The sequence below is a fragment of the Streptomyces sp. NBC_01268 genome, assembly GCF_036240795.1.
Taxonomy (GTDB): domain Bacteria; phylum Actinomycetota; class Actinomycetes; order Streptomycetales; family Streptomycetaceae; genus Streptomyces.
The window spans coordinates 523,229-539,918 of sequence record NZ_CP108454.1 but is presented as its reverse complement, the minus strand read 5'-3'; the positions used below and the strand labels follow the sequence as shown (position 1 = coordinate 539,918).

The window sequence follows — 16,690 nt, the reverse complement described above, 5'->3', positions numbered from 1 at the left end:
TACCGAGAGGGATCTTTGCGGCCGAGGCGGAACCCCGGGGCGCGAGCGCCGTCTTGATCCTCGTGCCGGCTTGATCGTCGAGCCGGCCTGAGGAGGGTCTGATGGCAGGTCAGGTGGGCGCGGCGACGCGGGAGAAGGCGTCCGCGCCGGAGTATCAGGGGGCGCTCGGGTCGCTGTCGGTGAACGCCTCCCTGCCCGAGGTGCTCGCCAAGGGCGTCGAGGAGCTCCGGTCGGCGGAGCGGTCCGGCGACCTGGGCGAGGTGGCGCGCTGCGGCCTGGCCGTGGCCGAGGCCTGCCGCAGGCTCGGGCGGATCGAGGACGCCGACCGGGCCTGGAAGGCGAGCTACCGGGCGGCCCGCACGGCCGGGCACGAAGGGGCGATGGCCTGGGCCCTGTGGAGCGGCGGCACGCTGGCCCGCCAGCGCGGCGCGCTCCGGCTGGCGTACCGGCTGCTGGGGCTGGCGGCCGAGGCGGGCGAGCGGGGCGGGGACGTCGTCGTGCGCGGCTACTCGCTGGCCGGGCTCGCCGAGACCGGGCGCATCCAGGGCGACTACGAGGCCGTGGGGCGTCTGCACGAACAGCTGCTCGCCGAGGCCCGCCGCCGCGGCGAGGCCCGGCACACGGTGTGGGCGCTGGAGGGGATAGCCCAGATGCACCGCAACACCGGCTCCTTCGACAAGGCCCTCGCCCTGTTCGAGGAGGCGGCCGAGACGGCGTCCCGCGCCGAGGACCGGCGTGGCTGGGCGTGGGCCCTGCGCGGCATAGCCGACGTGGTGTCCGTACGGGACGGGGACGTGGACCGGGCCCTGTCCCTGCTGTCACGGGCGGAGGAGGCCTGCCGGGAGATCGAGCTGGCGGGCGCCCTCGCCTATAACCACAAGATGCGCGGCAACGTGCTCTACCGGGCGGGCCGTCACGCGGAGGCCCGCGACCTGTACGCGCAGGCGCTGGAGGAGTTCCGCGGCATGGAGGAGCCGCGCGGCACGGCGCTGTCGCGGCTGGGACTGGTCAAGTCCGAGGCCCGGCTGGGCCGCGACGCCGCGCACACCGCCGCGGACCTGGCCGAACTCCGCGCGACGCTCGACCGCATCGGGCTCCGGCACGCCCGGGACATGGTGGACAAGGCCGCCGCCGAACTCGGGGTCGGACCGCTGCCGGACCCCGGCGCGGACGGACGGGTGCCCGGCGAACCGGTCCTGCCGGCCGTCGGGGCGGAGGCCCTGCGCGCGGCCGACGTGGCGGCGCTGCGGTGAACGCCCTCCCGACCCCGCCCCCGCCGGTCCGCACCCCCGCGGGTCCGTCGGCCACCCCGGCTCCGACCGTGCCCCGCACCTCCCTCGGCCACGCCCCCGCCGCGCCCGGAGTCCTGGAGCGCGCCCGCGAACTGACCCGGCCCGCACTGGCGGAGGCGGTGGGCCGCCTGCATCCCTGGATCGGCGAGATGGCGGCCTACGGCCTCGGCTGGGCCGACACGGCCGGCACCCCGGACCCCGGCGGATCCGAGGGCAAGGGCGTGCGGCAGGCCCTCGCCGTCCTGGGCGCGGAGGCCGTCGGTGCCGACGCCGCCGACGCCGTCCCGGGAGCCGTGGCGGTCGAACTCGTCCACACCTTCTCCCTCCTCCACGACGACATCATGGACGCCGACGCCTTACGACGGCAGCGCCCGGCCGTCTGGAAGGCGTACGGGACGGGACCCGCCGTCCTGGCGGGCGACGCGCTCCACGCCCAGTCCGTGTCCGTCCTGGCCGAAGCCCGGGGCCGGCACACGGGGGCCGCGGTCCGACGCCTCTGCGCGACCCTCGGCGCCCTCGTGTCCGGGCAGGCGGAGGACCTGCGCTTCGAGCAGCGCCCCTGGCACGGGCCCGGCGCGGTCGCACCGGACGAGTACCGGTCCATGGCCGAGCGCAAGACCGGGAGCCTGCTGGGGTGCGCGCTCGCGCTCGGCGCGGTGCTCGGCGGCGCCCCGGAGCGGACCGTGACCGCGCTCGACCGGGCCGGGCGCCATCTAGGCCTCGCCTTCCAGGCGGTGGACGACGTCCTCGGCATCTGGGGCGATCCCGCCGTCACCGGCAAACCCGTCCACGCCGACCTGCTCCGGTCCAAGAAGACGTACCCGGTCCTCGTCGCCGTGGCGGGTGGCGGCGAGATCGCCCGCGAGCTCGTCCCGCTGCTCTCGTCCCCCCGGCCGGTCGACGCCGCCTCCGCCGAACTCGTCGCGGCGCTCGTGGAGGAGGCCGGCGGGCGTGCCGCCGCCCGCGACGAGGCACGCCGCCACCTGGACACCGCGCGCCGCGCCCTGCGCGACACGCCGCTGGCGCACGCGGCCGCGCGGGAACTGGACGCGCTGTTCACGCACTTGCTCGACCGCACCTGGTGACCGCGGGCCGGGCGGCGCCCCGTCGACCGGCCCCACGCGACCGAACGGCGCCACCACCCGAGGGTGGTGGCGCCGTGTCGGGCCGTGTCGGCGGCCCGGTCGGTCAGCGCGCGAGTCGGAGGGGACGCGGGAGCGTCACTTCCCGTACCACGCGTTGTGGATCTTCAGCGTCGACGTGTTGCCCTGCTGGTCCGTGACCTCGGCGGCCAGCGAGACGGCGCGGTCCTTCGCCGGGCTCGGCACGGCGATCCGGCCGTCCCGGACCGCGACGCGCTGCCAGGTCTTCCCGGCGTCGTAACTCACCGACACCGAGAGCGACTTGAGGTTCTGTCCGGCCGCCGCGCCCTGCACGGTGACCGGGACGAGGACCGGCAGACGCTCCGGGGCGCGCGAGGAGAGGTCGACGGGGGCCGCGAAGCGGACCGTGGACACCGGAAGCGCCGTGGTGGCCGCGACCTGCCGCGAGCGGAACGTGAAGCCCGTCTCGATCCTGGTGGACGCGGAGGCCAGGGCCGCCGAGCGCTCCACGGAGGTCGTCAGTCGGTACTCGGCGTCGGCGCCGTCGACCGTGAAGGGCTTCGAGCCGGTCAGCGGGTCGTCGTTCTCGGCGACCTTGACACCGTTGCGGTACAGCGTCGACGTGGCCGAGGTGAACGGGCTGAACCCGGAGTGGCCCTTGCCGTCGGCGAACAGGGAGAGGGCGCCGACGATCTGCTGCTCGCCCGTCGCCGGGTCGGGGGCGGTACGGAAGACGCCCTCCTTCTCGTTCAGGAGCGGCCCGAAGACACCGGTGTTGAAGGTCTCGGTGTAGGTGCGTCCGGTCTCGTAGCGCTTCGCCCGGGTCATCTCCAGGCTGCCCTCGTAGGCCGGGTAGCCCCACTCGTCCGGCGGGCCCTGCTGCCCGAAGCGGGTGAGCCACTGGACGCCGTCGGCGGTGGAGACGTAGAAGGTGCGCGTCCCCGGCGCCGCCTGCGTCGCGTAGAGCCCGTTGCCCTCGGGCGCGCCCGGCAGCTGCGCGAACGGGGAGGCGACGGCGGTCTTCCCGGGGGCGGAGGCCCCGAGACCGACCTTGAGGGTGGCCAGTTCGTCGGCCTTCACGTGCTTGGTGTAGCCCGTCGCGACGGTGTTCACCGGTCCGCCGAAGGCCACCGCGTACTGGCTGGTGGCGTCCTTGACGAAGTGCCCGTCCCAGGTCTGCAGGAGCGAGCCGTCGGTGACGGCCGGACCGAGGTGTGCGGTGCGGAAGCCGGTGAAGCCCCGCAGGACCCAGCCGTTGCCGATACGGCCGCTCTCGGTGTTGCGCTCGTAGTACGTGCCCGCGAGGTCGGGCGTCTGGATGCCGGGCACGGAGAGCTCGACCGGCTTGGTGGTGCGGGCGTCCGCGGTGAGGGTCACGTCACCGGTGACCTCCAGCTTCGGCTGGGCGATCCAGTCGGTGCCCTTGGCGTAGTCCGACGGGTCGACGTAGACCGCCGTGTTGAAGGTGTACGAGCCCTTCGGCACGCGGATCGTGTGGGTGCCCGGCTCGTTGTCGACGCGGGTGTAGAAGCCGGCGGCGGGGCCGCCGACGCCGGCGAGGGTGTTGGAGAAGTTCTGCGCGTCGGCGCCGTCGCGGCCGATGGTCCGGACCGTCACGTCGTACGACTCGGCCTCCCGCACGGCCACCGCGGCCGTGCGCACGGACTGGCCCGCGGCGGCCGCGGTGACGTAGCCCGAGTAGGTGCCGTCGGCGTCGCCGATCCGGGTGTCGGCGACGAGGTCGACCTCGGCCCGGCCGCCGGCGGGCACGGTCACCCGCGAGGCGCCCAGCGTGAAGAACCCGGCCGGAGCCGGCTTGCCCGCCGGGTCCACGGTGGCCACCGACAGGTCGAGGGTGACGTCGGTGGTGCCGAGGTTGCGGTAGGCCAGCTTCTTGGTGAGGGGCCGGTCGTCGGCGTGCGGCCACTGCGCCGTGCCGTAGTTCAGCGAGACCGGCTCGGCGATCACGCTCTGGTCCAGGGCCTTGTCGACCTGGACCCGGCCGGAGCCCTGCTGGAACGCGGTGTAGGCGCCGCCCTTGGTGGAACCGGTCAGCGCCCCCTTGAGCTCGGCCGCCTTCCAGTCGGGGTGCCGCTGCTTCAGGATCGCGGCGGCGCCCGCGACGTGCGGGGTCGCCATGGAGGTGCCGTCGATCTGCAGGTAGCCCGGCGCGGGGTGCGGCGTGCCCGGGCGCGTGTCGATGAGGCTGCCGGCGGCGGCCGCCGCGGCGATGGCGACGCCGGGCGCGGTCAGGTCCGGCTTGACGGCGCCGTCACCGGCGCGCGGGCCGATGCTGGAGAAGGGCGCGAGCCGGTCGTCCTTGTCGACCGCGCCGACGGTCAGCGCGGCGTCCGCGCTGCCGGGGGAGCCGACCGTCGAGCTGCCGCCCTCGCCCTCGTTGCCCGCCGCGATGGCGAACAGGATCCCCTTCTCGGCGGAGAGGCGGTTCACCGTCTCCTCCAGCGGGTCGACGCCGGGGGAGTCGCTGCTGCCGAGGCTGAGGTTGACCACGTCCGCGCCCTCGGCCGCGGCCCACTCCATGCCCGCGATGACGGCGGAGTCGTCACCGAAGCCCTGGTCGTCGAGGACCTTGCCGCTGATCACCTTGGCGCCCGGTGCGACGCCCTTGTACCGGCCGCCGGACAGGGCGCCGGTGCCCGCGGCGATGGACGCCACGTGCGTGCCGTGCCCGACCCGGTCCACGGCGTCGGCGGAGGAGGAGAAGTTCTTCTCGCCCACCACCTGGGTCTTGAGGTCCTCGTGGGTCTTGTCGACGCCGGTGTCGAGGACGGCGATCTTGACGCCCTTGCCGTCGTAGCCGGACGCCCACGCCTTGTCGGCGCCGATCTGCGGGACGCTGCGGTCGAGCCGGGCGCCGCGCACGCCGTCCAGCCACACCTTGGCGATGCCGGCGGCCGTGGCGCGCAGGCCGCTCCGCTGCCGGTCCGTCAGCGCGTTCCACACGCCGGACAGGTCGTCCCCGGAAGCGCGGACGGCGTCGGCGTTGAGGGTCGGGAAGGTGCGCAGCGACGGGGTGGCCCCGGCGGCGCGGAGCTCGGCCCGCGCGGCGGTGGCACCCCCTTCGTACTGCACGATCAGCTTGAGCCCGGCGCGGTGGCTCTCGCGCAGCCGCGGGTCGGTCAGCACCTCGAGGTCGAAGAGGCGCTGGTCGAGCCGGCCCGAGGCGATGAGGCTCTGCGCGTCGCTGGGCACCACCAGGGTGTGGCCCTTGATGCGCTGCACCTGCACGGGTATGCGCTCACGGCCCTCGGCGGCCTCGAAGGCCACCATGCGGCCCTGGGCGTTCACCACCACGCTGTCGCCCGTGACGAGCGGGATCCGCTCGTCGCCGCCGACGCGTGCGGTGTCCGGTGCGGCGGTCGCGTGGGCGGCGATCGCCGTCGCGGGGCCGGTCATGCCCGCTACGAGGGCCACCGATGTGGCCGCTGCGATGGTGAAGGCGTGTGCTCGCTTCACATGTGGACGCAAGTCTCCCCCAGGAGCTTGGGATGAAGTCGTGTGGTCGATTCCGGCCAGGGGGCGCAACGCCGCCCGCCGCCGGTCCGCGCAGTATGCGAGGCGGGAAAGGGCGTGATCAACGGCGGTACGGGCGCGGGGTGTTGATCCGTACGACTTCAGGCCACCGCGGCGGCGCGCAGTTCGATGGGACGACGATGGGCGTGTGACCGTTGTGTGACCGCCGGACGATCCTTGTGCGACAGCGGCCCCTGCCGACCTCGCCGGATCGCCGTCAGGGCGGGCCTCCGCGCACTTTTCGCGGACGGCCCGCCCGAGGTCGGAGCGCGTGACTCCGATTGGCTGTAATCGACCGGAGGCGAAACCACCCCGTGGTCCCGACCGGCCGCCCCGTTCCGGGCAGGTGGCCGCGCGTCAGCGGGAGGGCTGCTCCGGGCGCGGGTAGACCCGGGACTGCTTGACGCTGCCGAAGGCGAAGCTGGACTCGATCGACGCGATGCCCGGGATGGCATGGATCCGGGTCCGGACCAGCGCTTCGTACGCCTCCAGGCTCTCGATGACGACCCGCAGCAGGTAGTCGCTGCTGCCCGCCATCAGGTAGCAGTCCTGGATGTGGTCGATGAGCCCGACGTGCTCTTCGAACACGTTCACCGCCTCCGCGGTGTGGCGCTCCAGCCTGATCCGGACGAAGACCGTGATCGGCAGCCCGAAGGCGACCTGGTCCACCGTGGCCGTGTAGCCGCTGATCAGGCCCGCGTCCTCCAGGCGTCGCACCCGGCGCAGACAGGGAGAGGGGGACAGCCGGATCCGGTCGGCGAGGTCCTGGTTCGACAGGCGTCCGTCGGCCTGCAACTCGTGGATGATCTGGAAGTCCACGGCGTCCATCGGCACTCCTTGGCAGATTCTGCCCCCAGGCTATGTCTGGAGGGCAGAACTAGCAATCATCTGCCTACCGCGAAGCTCTACGGTTGCTCATCGGGGGAGTCCGGCTGTCGGTTCCGCCCGAACGGCTCCGAGCGGGAGGAATCTTTGGTGGCGGCGACACGAACGACGGAGGTGCGGCCGGTGGAGCCGCCGCCCACCCGGGGGCTCTCCCCACGGGCGGTGGGCATGGCCGCCCTGCTGCTCACGGTGATGATCTGGGCCGCCTTCGCGCTCAGCGCCCGCGCCCTGAGCGCCTCCACCCTGCTGCCCGCCGACGCCGCCCTGCTGCGCTTCGGGGTGCCCCTGGTGGTCCTGGCGCCCGCCCTGTGGCGGCGCAGGCGCCGCCTGGCCGCGGTACGCCCGGGCCCCGCCCTGAAGATCGTCTGCGGTGCCGGGGTCCCCTTCTTCCTCGCCGCCATGTACGGCGGCTCCCTGACCTCGGCCGCTTTCGTCGGGGCGATCGTGCCCGGCATGGTCCCGCTGTTCGTCTCCGCCCTCGTCGTCGCCGGCGGGAAGAGCGCTCCGCGCGGCACGCAGGCGGTCGGCCTGGCGCTGATCGTGGCGGGCGTCGCGGCCCTGGTGTGGCGCCACATGACGGCCTTCGACGCGGACGCCCTGCTCGGCACGGGAACACTGCTCGTCGCCAGCGGCCTGTGGGCGCTCTACACGGTGGGCCTGCGCGAAGTGGATCTGGACCCCATCGGATCCATCGGCCTGCTCTGCCTCCCCTCGCTCGCGGTCATCGCGCTGCTGACCCTCACCGGGGTCCTGCCGTCCGGACTGGCCCACGCCGCCGGCTCCGACATCGCGCTGTTCCTCGTCGTCCAGGGCCTGGGCGTCGGCCTGTGCGCGGGACTGCTGTACGCCTTCGCCATCCGCCGGCTCGGCCCGGAACGCAGCTCCGTCGTCGGCAGCCTGAGCCCGGCCGTCGTCGTCCTGCTCGCCACGCTCCTCCTCGACGAGGCGCCGACCCTGCCCGTGCTGGTCGGCGTCCCCCTCATCACCCTCGGCGTCGTCCTCGCCAACCGGCGCCCCCGAACCAAGGTTTCACCCGATGCTTGAGCTCCTCCCCGCCCCGCCCGTCGACCCGCTGTGGGACCTCACCGCCGAGTACGCGGACGACCCGCGCCCCGAGCGGCTCAACCTCGTCCTCGGCGTCTACCGCGACCAGACCGGGATCACCCCCGTCATGACCGCCGTCAAGGAAGCCGAGATACGCCTGGCGGAACGCTCCGGTTCCAAGGAGTACCTCGGCCTCTCGGGCAACGCCGCCTTCAACCGCGCCATGCTCACCATGGTCCTCGGCGGCGAGGACCTCACCGGACGCGCGACGGCCGTCCAGACCGTCGCGGGCACCGGCGCCCTGCGCCTCCTGGCCGACCTCGTACGGCAGACCCGCCCGGGCGCCACCGTGTGGATCAGCGACCCCGCGTACGTCAACCACCGCCCCATCCTGGAAGGAGCGGGCCTGCGGGTCCGCACGTACGGCTGGCTCGACCCCGCGCGCATGCTGGCGGACCTGCGGGAGGCCGGGCCCGGTGACGTCGTCCTGCTCCAGGGCTGCTGCCACAACCCCACCGGAGTGTCGCCCTCCGTCGAGGCCTGGGAGGAGATCGCCGCCCTGGCCGCGGCCAACGGCTGGGTCCCCTTCGTCGACCTCGCCTACCACGGCCTCGGCGACGGCCTCGACGCCGACCTGGCCCCGACCCGCCTGCTGGCCGAACGCCTCCCCGAGGTCCTGATCGCCGTCAGCTGCTCCAAGAACTTCGGCCTCTACAGCGACCGCACCGGCTGCGCCATCGTCCTCGGCCGTTCGACCCGTACGCTCCGGCACGTCGAGACCACCCTGCAGAACGCCGCCCGCACCCTGTACTCGATGCCGCCCGACCACGGCGCCGCCGTCGTCGCCACCGTCCTCGCGGACGAGCGGCTCCGGGCCGCCTGGCGCACCGAGCTGGAGACCATGCGCCTGCGCATCACGGCCAACCGCACCGACCTCGTCGCCCACCTGAGCGCCCTCGGGCACGAGCGGCAGGCGAGCGCCCTGGCCGGGCAGAAGGGCATGTTCTCGATGCTCCCGCTCCGGCCGGACCAGATGGCCCGCATGCGGCGCCGCTCCGGCATCTACGGCACGACCTCCGGCCGCATCAACATCGCGGGCGTCCCCGCCCACCGCATCCCCTTCCTGGCCCAGGGCATCGCCGAGGCCTTGGCGGCCGGCGAGGTGTGACGGGGGCGCTCGGGCGTACGGGGCCGGCGACGGTCCCGTCAGGCGCGCAGCAGCGGGAACGCGGCCCGGGCCCACAGGGCCCGGGTGCCGGCGGGCCGGTCCCGGACGGACCGGGCGTCGTCCGTGCTCCATGTCCGCTCCCGGGACCACTCCCGGGGCGCCTTCCCGGTCGTCTCCCCGGTCGTTTCCTGGGCGCCGCCGTCGTCGAGGGCGGGCCAGCCGGGATCCCCGGTGCGGGCGAAGCCGGCCCAGGCGCGGACCATGCGGTCGGCGAGGTCGTGGTCCTCGGGGGTGGGCGTGCCGCCGATGAGGAAGGCGAGGGCTTCGTCGTGGAGGTTGCCGAAGGCGAACGGGATGTCCGCGCAGTGCCAGGCCCGCACGGTCTTGCCGGTCGCGCCGGGGCCGCCGCGGCGCCGGTCGAAACGGGAGAGGTGGACCCGGCCGCCCGCTCGGGCGTGGTGTTCGGCGAGCCGGTCGGCGTACGCGCCGAAGAGCAGGTCGCCGAAGACCGCGAGGTAGACGTCGAGGACCGGGGCCTGGGGCGCGGCGGCGCGGTAGGCGTCGATCAGGCCGTCGGGAAGCCCGAAGTCCCGCGCGAACGCGGCGAGCCGCTCCTCCGTGTCCACCGTGGCGCAGCTGCCGACGGCGTCGAGGAGCCAGTACTCCTCGGTCGTGTGACAGACCAGCAGGTCGACGTCCCGGCTCAGTCCCCGGTCCATCCCGGTGAGCGGGTCGACGGGCAGCGTGTCGCCGTCGAGGACGGGGGCGTAGAGCGAGGGGTCGTAGTGGCGTGACCCCGAGCCGGGGTCACGCCGGTAGTCCTCGACGACCCGGTCGCCGGCACGGACCAGGACCTCGGGGGCACAGGCCGTCAGCCCCTCGGGCGTGGCGGGGCAGCCCGCCGCGGCGGCGATCTCGCGGGTGGTCGCGGCGGCGATCTCCGGCGTGTAGCAGGGGCTGGCCGGGCTGTGCGCGATCGCGCGCCGGAACAGGCCGCGGGCCCGGTCCATCACCATCAGGCAGGCCACGGAGGCCGCCCCGGAGGACTGGCCGGCGACGGTGACGTTGCCGGGATCGCCACCGAACGCGGTGATGTTCTCGCGGACCCAGCGCAGCGCCGCGATCTGGTCGAGCAGCCCCCGGTTGTCCGGGTACGCGACCCCGTCCGCCGCCGGTATGCGGCCGAAGCCCTCGAATCCGATCCGGTAGTTGAGGGTGACCACGACCAGACCCGCGCGGGCGAGCGCGGTCCCGTCGAAGTCGGGCTGGGCGGACGAGCCGAAGGTGTACGCGCCGCCGTGGATCCACACCAGCACGGGCCGTTCGCCGGGGCCGCCGTCGGCGGCGGGGGTCCACACGTTCACCGTGAGGACGTCCTCGTCGCCGGGCGACCAGGCGGGCGCGCCGGGCAGCTGAGCCGACTGCGGGGCGACGACGCCGAAGCGGGTGCAGTCCCGCACCCCGGCCCAAGGCGCCGCAGGGCGGGGCTCCTTGAACCGGTCCGCGCCGAACGGGGGTGCGGCATAAGGGATGCCGAGCGCGGCGACGACCCCCTCGGAAGCCCGGAAGCCCCGCACCCGGCCGCTGCCCGTCTCGAAGAACACCACGTGGACTGCCTCTCGCACGACGCCGTACCGCCCGGAACGGGCGCACGCCCAGCTTCACATCGGCCGGCCTGCGCGCACCAACACCAAGATCATGACGATTGACGCACTCGCGATGTGAATCCGTGGCGCCGGGCAGGTCCGAAGGCGCCCGGCCCGTCCGTCCGCCCACTCCGCCGCATCGGGATGCGGCGCGGCCCCGAGCGGCGCACGATGGACAGGGACCTCTGCGCGAGCGCGGAACGGGAGCTCGGGGCGGCAGCGGGCCGACGGGAGTCGGCCGTCCGCGCGGAAGGCGTCCTCTTCCCGTCGTGCGCCGGTGAGGCACGGGCGAGCTCAGGACTGCCCCGTGCGAGAAAATGGGGAGCGTCATGAGGAAGACCCTGGTGGCCGCACTGGCCACGGTCACGGCCGCGACGGCCGTCCTGCTGGCCGGTCCCGCGACCTCCGAGGCGGCGGCTTCGGCGTTCTGCGACGGGACGACCCCGAGCACGTCGATGCTGTTCTACCGGGCCGACAACGGGCAGGCCGGCACGGGCACGCTCTCCTCCGGCCACTGGCAGCAGAAGGCCCTGTTCCACCTCCCGACCGGCTACACCCACGCCGCGGCGAGCCGCGACTCGCTGCTCCTGTACAACAAGAACACCGGGGCGGGCGAGGTCGGCACCTTCGGCGGCGGCCAGTACCACCGCATGCGGACCTACACCGACTTCTCCGCGGGATGGACCTTCGTCGAGGCTTCCGGCGACTCGGTGGTCTTCTACGACGGGAACACCGGTCACGGCGTCACGGGCACGCTCAAGGGCGGCGCGTACCGGCAGGGGCGCGTGTACGACGACTTCAGTACGGGCTGGCGGGCCATGGCCGCCTCCTGCGACACGCTGCTCGCGGCGGCCGGGCACGGATCGGGCGGTTCCGCCTGGAGCAACGTGGGTTACGGCGTCCTCGAAGGCGGCGTCTACACGGACACGGGCAGCATCCCCCGCACCGCCTACCTGGGGCAGCTGACCGCGACCAAGGACTCCGTCCTGTCCACGGCGAGGGCGGGCGGCCAACTCGAGTTCCGGGTGTCCAAGGCGACCGACGGCTCGGACGTCTCCTTCGACAAGATCGGCGCCTCCGGCATCTGGGACAAGGTGGGCCGCACCTCGGACAGCCTGTTCTTCTACAAGAACGACGGCACGGCCTGGACCTCGACCCTCGTCGACGGCCACTACACCAACGTCGGCCCCCTCGCCGATGTCTCCTCGGGCTGGTCGCTCATCGAGGGCGGCGTCTGACCCCCTACTTGATCAGCGCGTTGGCCACCGCGATCGCGAACCCGATCGTCGCGTCCGCCAGACCCACGAACACGGCCGAACGGCGCCGGTAGCCGGACTTCAGCGCGGCGAAGGTGCCCCAGGCGCCGAGCAGCAGCGTGTTGAGGGCCAGGCCGACTCCCGTGACCGGCTCCCCTTCCCAGCCCGCTGCCCCGGCGAGCAGCAGCAGCGCCACGGTGGGCAGGACGGCGACCACGAGGGGCCATTCCTCTCCCAGCGCGGTGAGCAGACGCCGCCAGCGGACGGCGGCGCTGCCGGTGTGGTGGGTGGCCATGTGGTGCGCGTATCCGTGGACCAGGCCCGCGGCGATCGCGGTGACGAGGATCCACAGCGCGTCGTAGACGGGCGTGAAGCGTTGGCCCTCGCTCTGCAACGCCGCGAGCAGGGCGCTTGCCAGGACCGTCCCGTAAATTCCGCCAAACATCCAGTTTCGCATGATTACACACCGTACGGGACGTGAGCTCAGCCACGAACCCGGCCGTTACCTGGGCCTTATGTGCGCCGACGCGTCGAACGGATCGTCAACGCGCAGGAAGCGGGGCCTCGGTCCCGAGCAGGCGGTCGACGCGCTGCGGGAGGTCGGACCACGGGCGAGGGGCGACCACCGGCACCCCGGCCGCGCGGGACTGGTCGGCGAGCCACCGCCCGTACAGGACGCTGATCCGCGCGCGATGGTGCTGCGGCCCTTCCCGGGGCTCGCGGGCCAGGTAGTTGGAGACGACCTGGGCCTCGCTGTCCTCGTGGACGACGACGCCGCGCACCGGGCCGTCCGCCGCCGCGAGCCCGGGGAGTACGTAGTCCCCTTCGAGGATCACCGGGGTGTCCGTCTCCACGTGGTTGGCGACGACCGCCTCGACCGCCGGTGCGAGGGCCCGCGCGATGGCGATCTGCCGCTCGACCACGAACTCCGCCTCCCGCCGGCCCGCTTCCGGGTGCGTGCGCCAGTAGTGGACCTCGGGGAGGTGCTCGGGCCGGGTCACCGCCAGCAGGGCTTCCACGATGTCGTCGAGCTCGACGACGGGGACGCCGTACCGCCGCGCCAGGTCCCGGGAGACCCGGGTCTTGCCCATGCCCGACGCGCCACCGACGAGGAGCACGCGCCAGCCGGGGATGTTTCGTACGCCTTCGTCACTGTCCACGCGGGAACTGTAACGGGCGACTCGGGAGCCGTTCCGGGGCGCACGTGACGCATAGGATCGACTGATGAACGCCACCGTGCTCCTCCGTGCGGACGCCTCTCCGTCCGCGCCCTCCCTCGTCCTGCGTCCCTGGTCCATGGAGGACGTCGCCGCCCTGGTCGAGGCGTTCCGGGACCCCGTACTGAGGCGCTGGACGACCTCGGTCGTGGAGGACGAGGCCGATGCGGAGTCCTGGGTCCGGACCCAGGAGACCGGATGGGCATCCGGCACCCGCCTCAGTTTCGCGGTCCTCGAGACCCGAGCCGGTGCGGACGACGCCGAACTGGTCGGCAACGTGGCCCTCAAGGGCGCGGCGGCCGGGAAGCCGGCGGCCGAAGTGGGCTACTGGACCGCCGCGCACGCCCGCGGCCGGGGGGTGGCGCCCCGCGCGCTGGAAGCCGTCACCGCCTGGGCCTTCCGCACCTTCGGCGACGGCGGGCTGCACACCCTCGAGCTGCTCCACCAGGTGGACAACGCGGCGTCCTGCCGCGTCGCCGAGAAGAGCGGGTACGCCTTCGACCGCCTCCTGCCCGCGACCCCGCCGGCCTTCCCGCTCGACGGACACCTGCACGTACGGCACGGGGCAGCCTGAGGCGGCCGCGGCCGCCGGGTCGCCGGGAGCGATCACGGCCTCCGCATGACTCTCCGGGACGGATACCTCGATCTTCAGGCGCGTCATGCCCGGACCCTGGCAACCGCCCGGCCAGCGCTTTCACGAGGAGACTCCGCCCCGGCGGCCTGAGTGCGCAGCCGGGGCGGAACTTCTCCGCCGACCCGTCACATTCACCTGTCGGGGTCCGTCAGGGAGGTGGAACGGAACGACAGACGAAAGAGGACACCCCATGCTGACCAACCTCATGTACGTCACGCTCTACGTCACCGACCAGGACCGCGCGCTGAGGTTCTACACGGAGCAGCTCGGCCTGGAGAAGCGGGTCGACTTCCCGAACCCCGGCGGGCGATTCCTCACGGTGGGCGTCCCCGGCACCCCGGTCGAGCTCCTCCTGTGGGCGCACCCCGCGGCGGCGGGGCAGCCGGCCGAGCCGGGCGCCACGCCCGGACCGGTCATCCTCGAGTCGGACGATCTGCGGGCGGACTTCAAGGTGTTCCGCGACCGCGGGGTGACCTTCGACCAGCCGGAGCCGGAGGACTACGGGTTCGGCGTGCGCATCGAGACGGCGGACCCGGACGGCAACCGCATCTCGCTGCGTGAGCGCAGCCGCGCGGCCCGCGCCGACGCCTGACCGCGCGTCGGCCCGGTCACAGATGGCGATGAGCATGACGCCGTCGAAGCGGACCCTGCTGAACCCGGCCTTGGGGCACAGCGGTACGGCGGTTAGCGTCAAGCCGGTGATCAACATGCTCCGGGTCGCGGGCTCCCTGGTCACCAACCAGGTCCGCGCCTATGACCTGCTGCGGATGTTCGGCCGCGAGGGCCACCCGACTCCGCTGGGGCAGGCGTTCGCGGAGTACGGGCGGATCGCCAAGACCGAGCACCTGATGCGGATGGTCGACCCGGTCGACGACACCTACCGCAGGCAGATGAACCGGCAGCTCACCGTGCAGGAGTCGCGGCACAGGCCGGGGCCGCTACAGCTTCACCGCCTCCACCCCGGCCGCCGGCGCCCTGCGCCCGCTGCGCGACCCGGACGCGGCCGGGCCCGGACCGTTGTCAGGGTGGGGTGCCGGGCCGGTCCACTGTCAGCTCGGCTGGTCGCCGGTGTACCGGTAGATCGCCCCGTCGGTGTTGATGTGCCACACCGTGCCGTCGGCGCCGGCGGCGATGTCGATGGCGCTGTGTCCGGGGATCTTGATCCACGGGTTGCCGCCGCTGGCGTCGTTGTTGGTGTACTTGTAGATGTTGCCGGCGGGGTCGATGCCCCACACGTTCGTCCGGGAGCCGACCGCGATGCGCTTGAGGCTGCCGTTGACGCTCTTCCAGGGGTTCGCGCTGTCCTGGTCTCCGGTGTAGCGGAAGACCTGGTTGCCCCCGTTGACGCCCCACACGGTGCCGTCGGCGCCCGCGCCGATGTCACTCAGCGACCCGGGGATCTTGATCCACGGGTTGGCGTCATGGTTCGTGTAGCGGAAGATGCCGCCTGCGGAGTCCACGCCCCACACGTTCGTCCGCGAGCCCGCGTCGATGCGCACCAGACTTCCGTCGATGCCCTTCCACGGGTTGGCGCCGTCAGTGTCCCCGGTGTACCGGTAGATCTGGTTGCCGCCGTTAACACCCCAGGCGGTGCCGTCTGCGGCCGCGCCGACGTCGCTGAGACCTCCGGGGATGTTGATCCAGGGGTTGGCGTCGTAGTTGGTGTAACGGTAGATCGCGCTCGCCGCGTTCACCCCCCACACCGTCGTCCTGGACCCCGCCGAGATCGCCGAGAGACCTCCTGCGACCGTCACCCAATCCGCCATGCCGAAACACCCTTCTGCGAGCCGTTGCTGACCCGACCCATCCTGGATGCAAAGACGAACTGACAGAGCGGGTGAATACTTGTCCTCATACTGAATAGGCCAGCAAATCGATGTTTGACGGCTCATCACCTTGCAGGCGGTTGGACGGGAACAGCTCGGCCGACACCACTTCGACTTGAAGCGCTGTCCCACCCCCGGGGAATCGACACGCCTGCACGTTCATGCGTCCCGCCGGGATGCCCGCATCGTCCTCGTCCCCGCGCTCCGCGAGGAACTCGAAGTCCTCGTCCCCGCCGACCGCCACCCCGGCCGCGCGGGGAAGCAGGGCCCGGCGCTCGCCGTCGTACCCGCGCCCCGCACCGAGCGCCCGGTCCGCATCGGGTACGCCAGGACCTCGACCGCGCGGCAGGAGCTGGCGAGCCAGCTCGAACTCCTCACCGGCCCGCTCACCGGCATCTACGAGGCGTGTACGCGTACGTCGGCCCCTGAGCCGGGCGCCGTCCCACCGTTCACGCGACGGTCCCGTCGGACCGCACCGACGCCCAGATGCGGTCCGACAGGACCCGGGCCGCCCGGTCGAGGTCGAGTTCCTCCGGAGTGGCCAGCCAGCGGTGGGCGGCGACCGCGACCGGGCCGACGATCAGGACCTCCAGGAGCGGGCCGGGCAGTTCGGCGAGCTCGCCCGCGTCGGCCCAGCGCCTGAGGTGGTCGGCGACCCGGGGGAAGTGGTCCGGCCGGACACCGCGGGCGCGGTCGGCGTCGACGGCCAGGTAGCTGGAGTACGCCGAGCCGTGCAGGTAGCGGGCGACGGCCGGGTTCTCCTGGATGAACCGCAAGTACGTCGTCACGAACGCCCGGATGCCGGTGCGGGCGGTCCGGGCCCGGTCCAGGGCGCCGAGGGCCGCCGCGTACGTCTGCTGCAGACAGTGCCCGTACAGGGCCGCCGCCAGGCCGTCGAAGCTGCCGAAGTGGTGGTACAGGCTGCCGAGACTGACCCCGCTCGCCCGGGTCACCGCCTGCACGGTGAACCCGGCCTGCCCGGATGTGGCGAACACCTCCAGTGCCGCGGTCAGGAGGCGTTCGACGGTGGCCTCGCCACGGGACTGCTTTGCCATGGGGGGAGTATAGGCAGACGTGAAGATCTC

The 16,690-nt window shown here is 73.3% G+C and carries 14 protein-coding genes and 1 pseudogene; 8 read left to right on the top strand and 7 right to left on the bottom strand.

Going from position 1 to position 16,690, the window contains the following annotated elements; all coding sequences use genetic code 11:
• The first annotated feature begins 101 nt into the window (after window positions 1-101).
• Both OG309_RS02315 and OG309_RS02310 read left to right on the top strand, forming a co-directional pair.
• A complete protein-coding gene (locus OG309_RS02315; protein ID WP_329417866.1) occupies window positions 102-1,253 on the top strand; it encodes a tetratricopeptide repeat protein in 1,152 nt (383 codons plus the stop codon).
• Between the two features lie 68 nt (window positions 1,254-1,321).
• Entirely contained in the window at window positions 1,322-2,377 is a 1,056-nt protein-coding gene (locus OG309_RS02310; RefSeq protein ID WP_329428088.1) for a polyprenyl synthetase family protein, read from the top strand.
• A gap of 135 nt (window positions 2,378-2,512) precedes the next feature.
• Here the strand turns inward: OG309_RS02310 and OG309_RS02305 are convergent, their stop codons facing one another.
• Both OG309_RS02305 and OG309_RS02300 read right to left on the bottom strand, forming a co-directional pair.
• A complete protein-coding gene (locus tag OG309_RS02305) occupies window positions 2,513-5,872 on the bottom strand; it encodes a S8 family peptidase (protein ID WP_329417864.1) in 3,360 nt (1,119 codons plus the stop codon).
• Window positions 5,873-6,286: 414 nt separating this feature from the next.
• Window positions 6,287-6,757: an Lrp/AsnC family transcriptional regulator gene (locus OG309_RS02300; RefSeq protein WP_329417861.1), complete on the bottom strand. Its 471-nt coding sequence runs from the start codon at window positions 6,755-6,757 to the stop codon at window positions 6,287-6,289.
• 147 nt (window positions 6,758-6,904) lie between these two features.
• Here OG309_RS02300 and OG309_RS02295 point away from each other — a divergent pair, with 147 nt between their 5' ends.
• Both OG309_RS02295 and OG309_RS02290 read left to right on the top strand, forming a co-directional pair.
• The gene (locus OG309_RS02295) at window positions 6,905-7,858 is read left to right on the top strand and encodes a DMT family transporter (protein WP_329417858.1); all 954 of its coding nucleotides are present in this window, start codon (window positions 6,905-6,907) and stop codon (window positions 7,856-7,858) included.
• Window positions 7,851-9,026: an amino acid aminotransferase gene (locus tag OG309_RS02290; protein ID WP_329417856.1), complete on the top strand. Its 1,176-nt coding sequence runs from the start codon at window positions 7,851-7,853 to the stop codon at window positions 9,024-9,026. Before OG309_RS02295 ends, OG309_RS02290 begins: the two co-directional genes overlap by 8 nt.
• 38 nt (window positions 9,027-9,064) lie before the next feature.
• Here OG309_RS02290 and OG309_RS02285 read toward each other — a convergent pair whose 3' ends face one another.
• Complete coding sequence (locus OG309_RS02285) at window positions 9,065-10,633, bottom strand: carboxylesterase/lipase family protein (protein WP_329428086.1); 1,569 nt, start codon at window positions 10,631-10,633, stop codon at window positions 9,065-9,067.
• A gap of 368 nt (window positions 10,634-11,001) precedes the next feature.
• Here OG309_RS02285 and OG309_RS02280 point away from each other — a divergent pair, with 368 nt between their 5' ends.
• Complete coding sequence (locus OG309_RS02280) at window positions 11,002-11,910, top strand: hypothetical protein (protein ID WP_329417854.1); 909 nt, start codon at window positions 11,002-11,004, stop codon at window positions 11,908-11,910.
• 4 nt (window positions 11,911-11,914) lie between these two features.
• Here the strand turns inward: OG309_RS02280 and OG309_RS02275 are convergent, their stop codons facing one another.
• Together OG309_RS02275 and OG309_RS02270 are read right to left on the bottom strand one after the other, a co-directional pair.
• The gene (locus OG309_RS02275; protein ID WP_329417852.1) at window positions 11,915-12,385 is read right to left on the bottom strand and encodes a hypothetical protein; all 471 of its coding nucleotides are present in this window, start codon (window positions 12,383-12,385) and stop codon (window positions 11,915-11,917) included.
• An 85-nt stretch (window positions 12,386-12,470) separates the two neighbouring features.
• On the bottom strand, window positions 12,471-13,088 hold the full coding sequence (locus tag OG309_RS02270; RefSeq protein WP_329417850.1) for a hypothetical protein: 618 nt from the start codon (window positions 13,086-13,088) through the stop codon (window positions 12,471-12,473).
• Window positions 13,089-13,152: 64 nt separating this feature from the next.
• Here OG309_RS02270 and OG309_RS02265 point away from each other — a divergent pair, with 64 nt between their 5' ends.
• The 3 genes and pseudogenes from OG309_RS02265 to OG309_RS38120 all read left to right on the top strand — a co-directional run.
• The gene (locus tag OG309_RS02265; protein ID WP_329417847.1) at window positions 13,153-13,719 is read left to right on the top strand and encodes a GNAT family N-acetyltransferase; all 567 of its coding nucleotides are present in this window, start codon (window positions 13,153-13,155) and stop codon (window positions 13,717-13,719) included.
• Window positions 13,720-13,969: 250 nt separating this feature from the next.
• Window positions 13,970-14,371, top strand: a complete 402-nt coding sequence (locus OG309_RS02260) for a VOC family protein (RefSeq protein ID WP_329417844.1) — start codon at window positions 13,970-13,972, stop codon at window positions 14,369-14,371.
• A 112-nt stretch (window positions 14,372-14,483) separates the two neighbouring features.
• A pseudogene (locus OG309_RS38120) lies at window positions 14,484-14,859 on the top strand (Tn3 family transposase); the annotation flags it as partial.
• On the opposite strand, the gene OG309_RS02250 reads toward OG309_RS38120, so the two are convergent.
• Together OG309_RS02250 and OG309_RS02245 are read right to left on the bottom strand one after the other, a co-directional pair.
• Window positions 14,829-15,545 carry a tectonin domain-containing protein gene (locus OG309_RS02250; RefSeq protein WP_329417842.1) on the bottom strand — a complete coding sequence of 239 codons (717 nt, stop codon included), beginning with the start codon at window positions 15,543-15,545 and terminating at the stop codon, window positions 14,829-14,831. The pseudogene OG309_RS38120 and the gene OG309_RS02250 sit on opposite strands and share 31 nt — an antisense overlap.
• Window positions 15,546-16,054: 509 nt before the next feature.
• The gene (locus OG309_RS02245) at window positions 16,055-16,660 is read right to left on the bottom strand and encodes a TetR/AcrR family transcriptional regulator (RefSeq protein ID WP_329417839.1); all 606 of its coding nucleotides are present in this window, start codon (window positions 16,658-16,660) and stop codon (window positions 16,055-16,057) included.
• Between the last annotated feature and the right edge of the window lie 30 nt (window positions 16,661-16,690).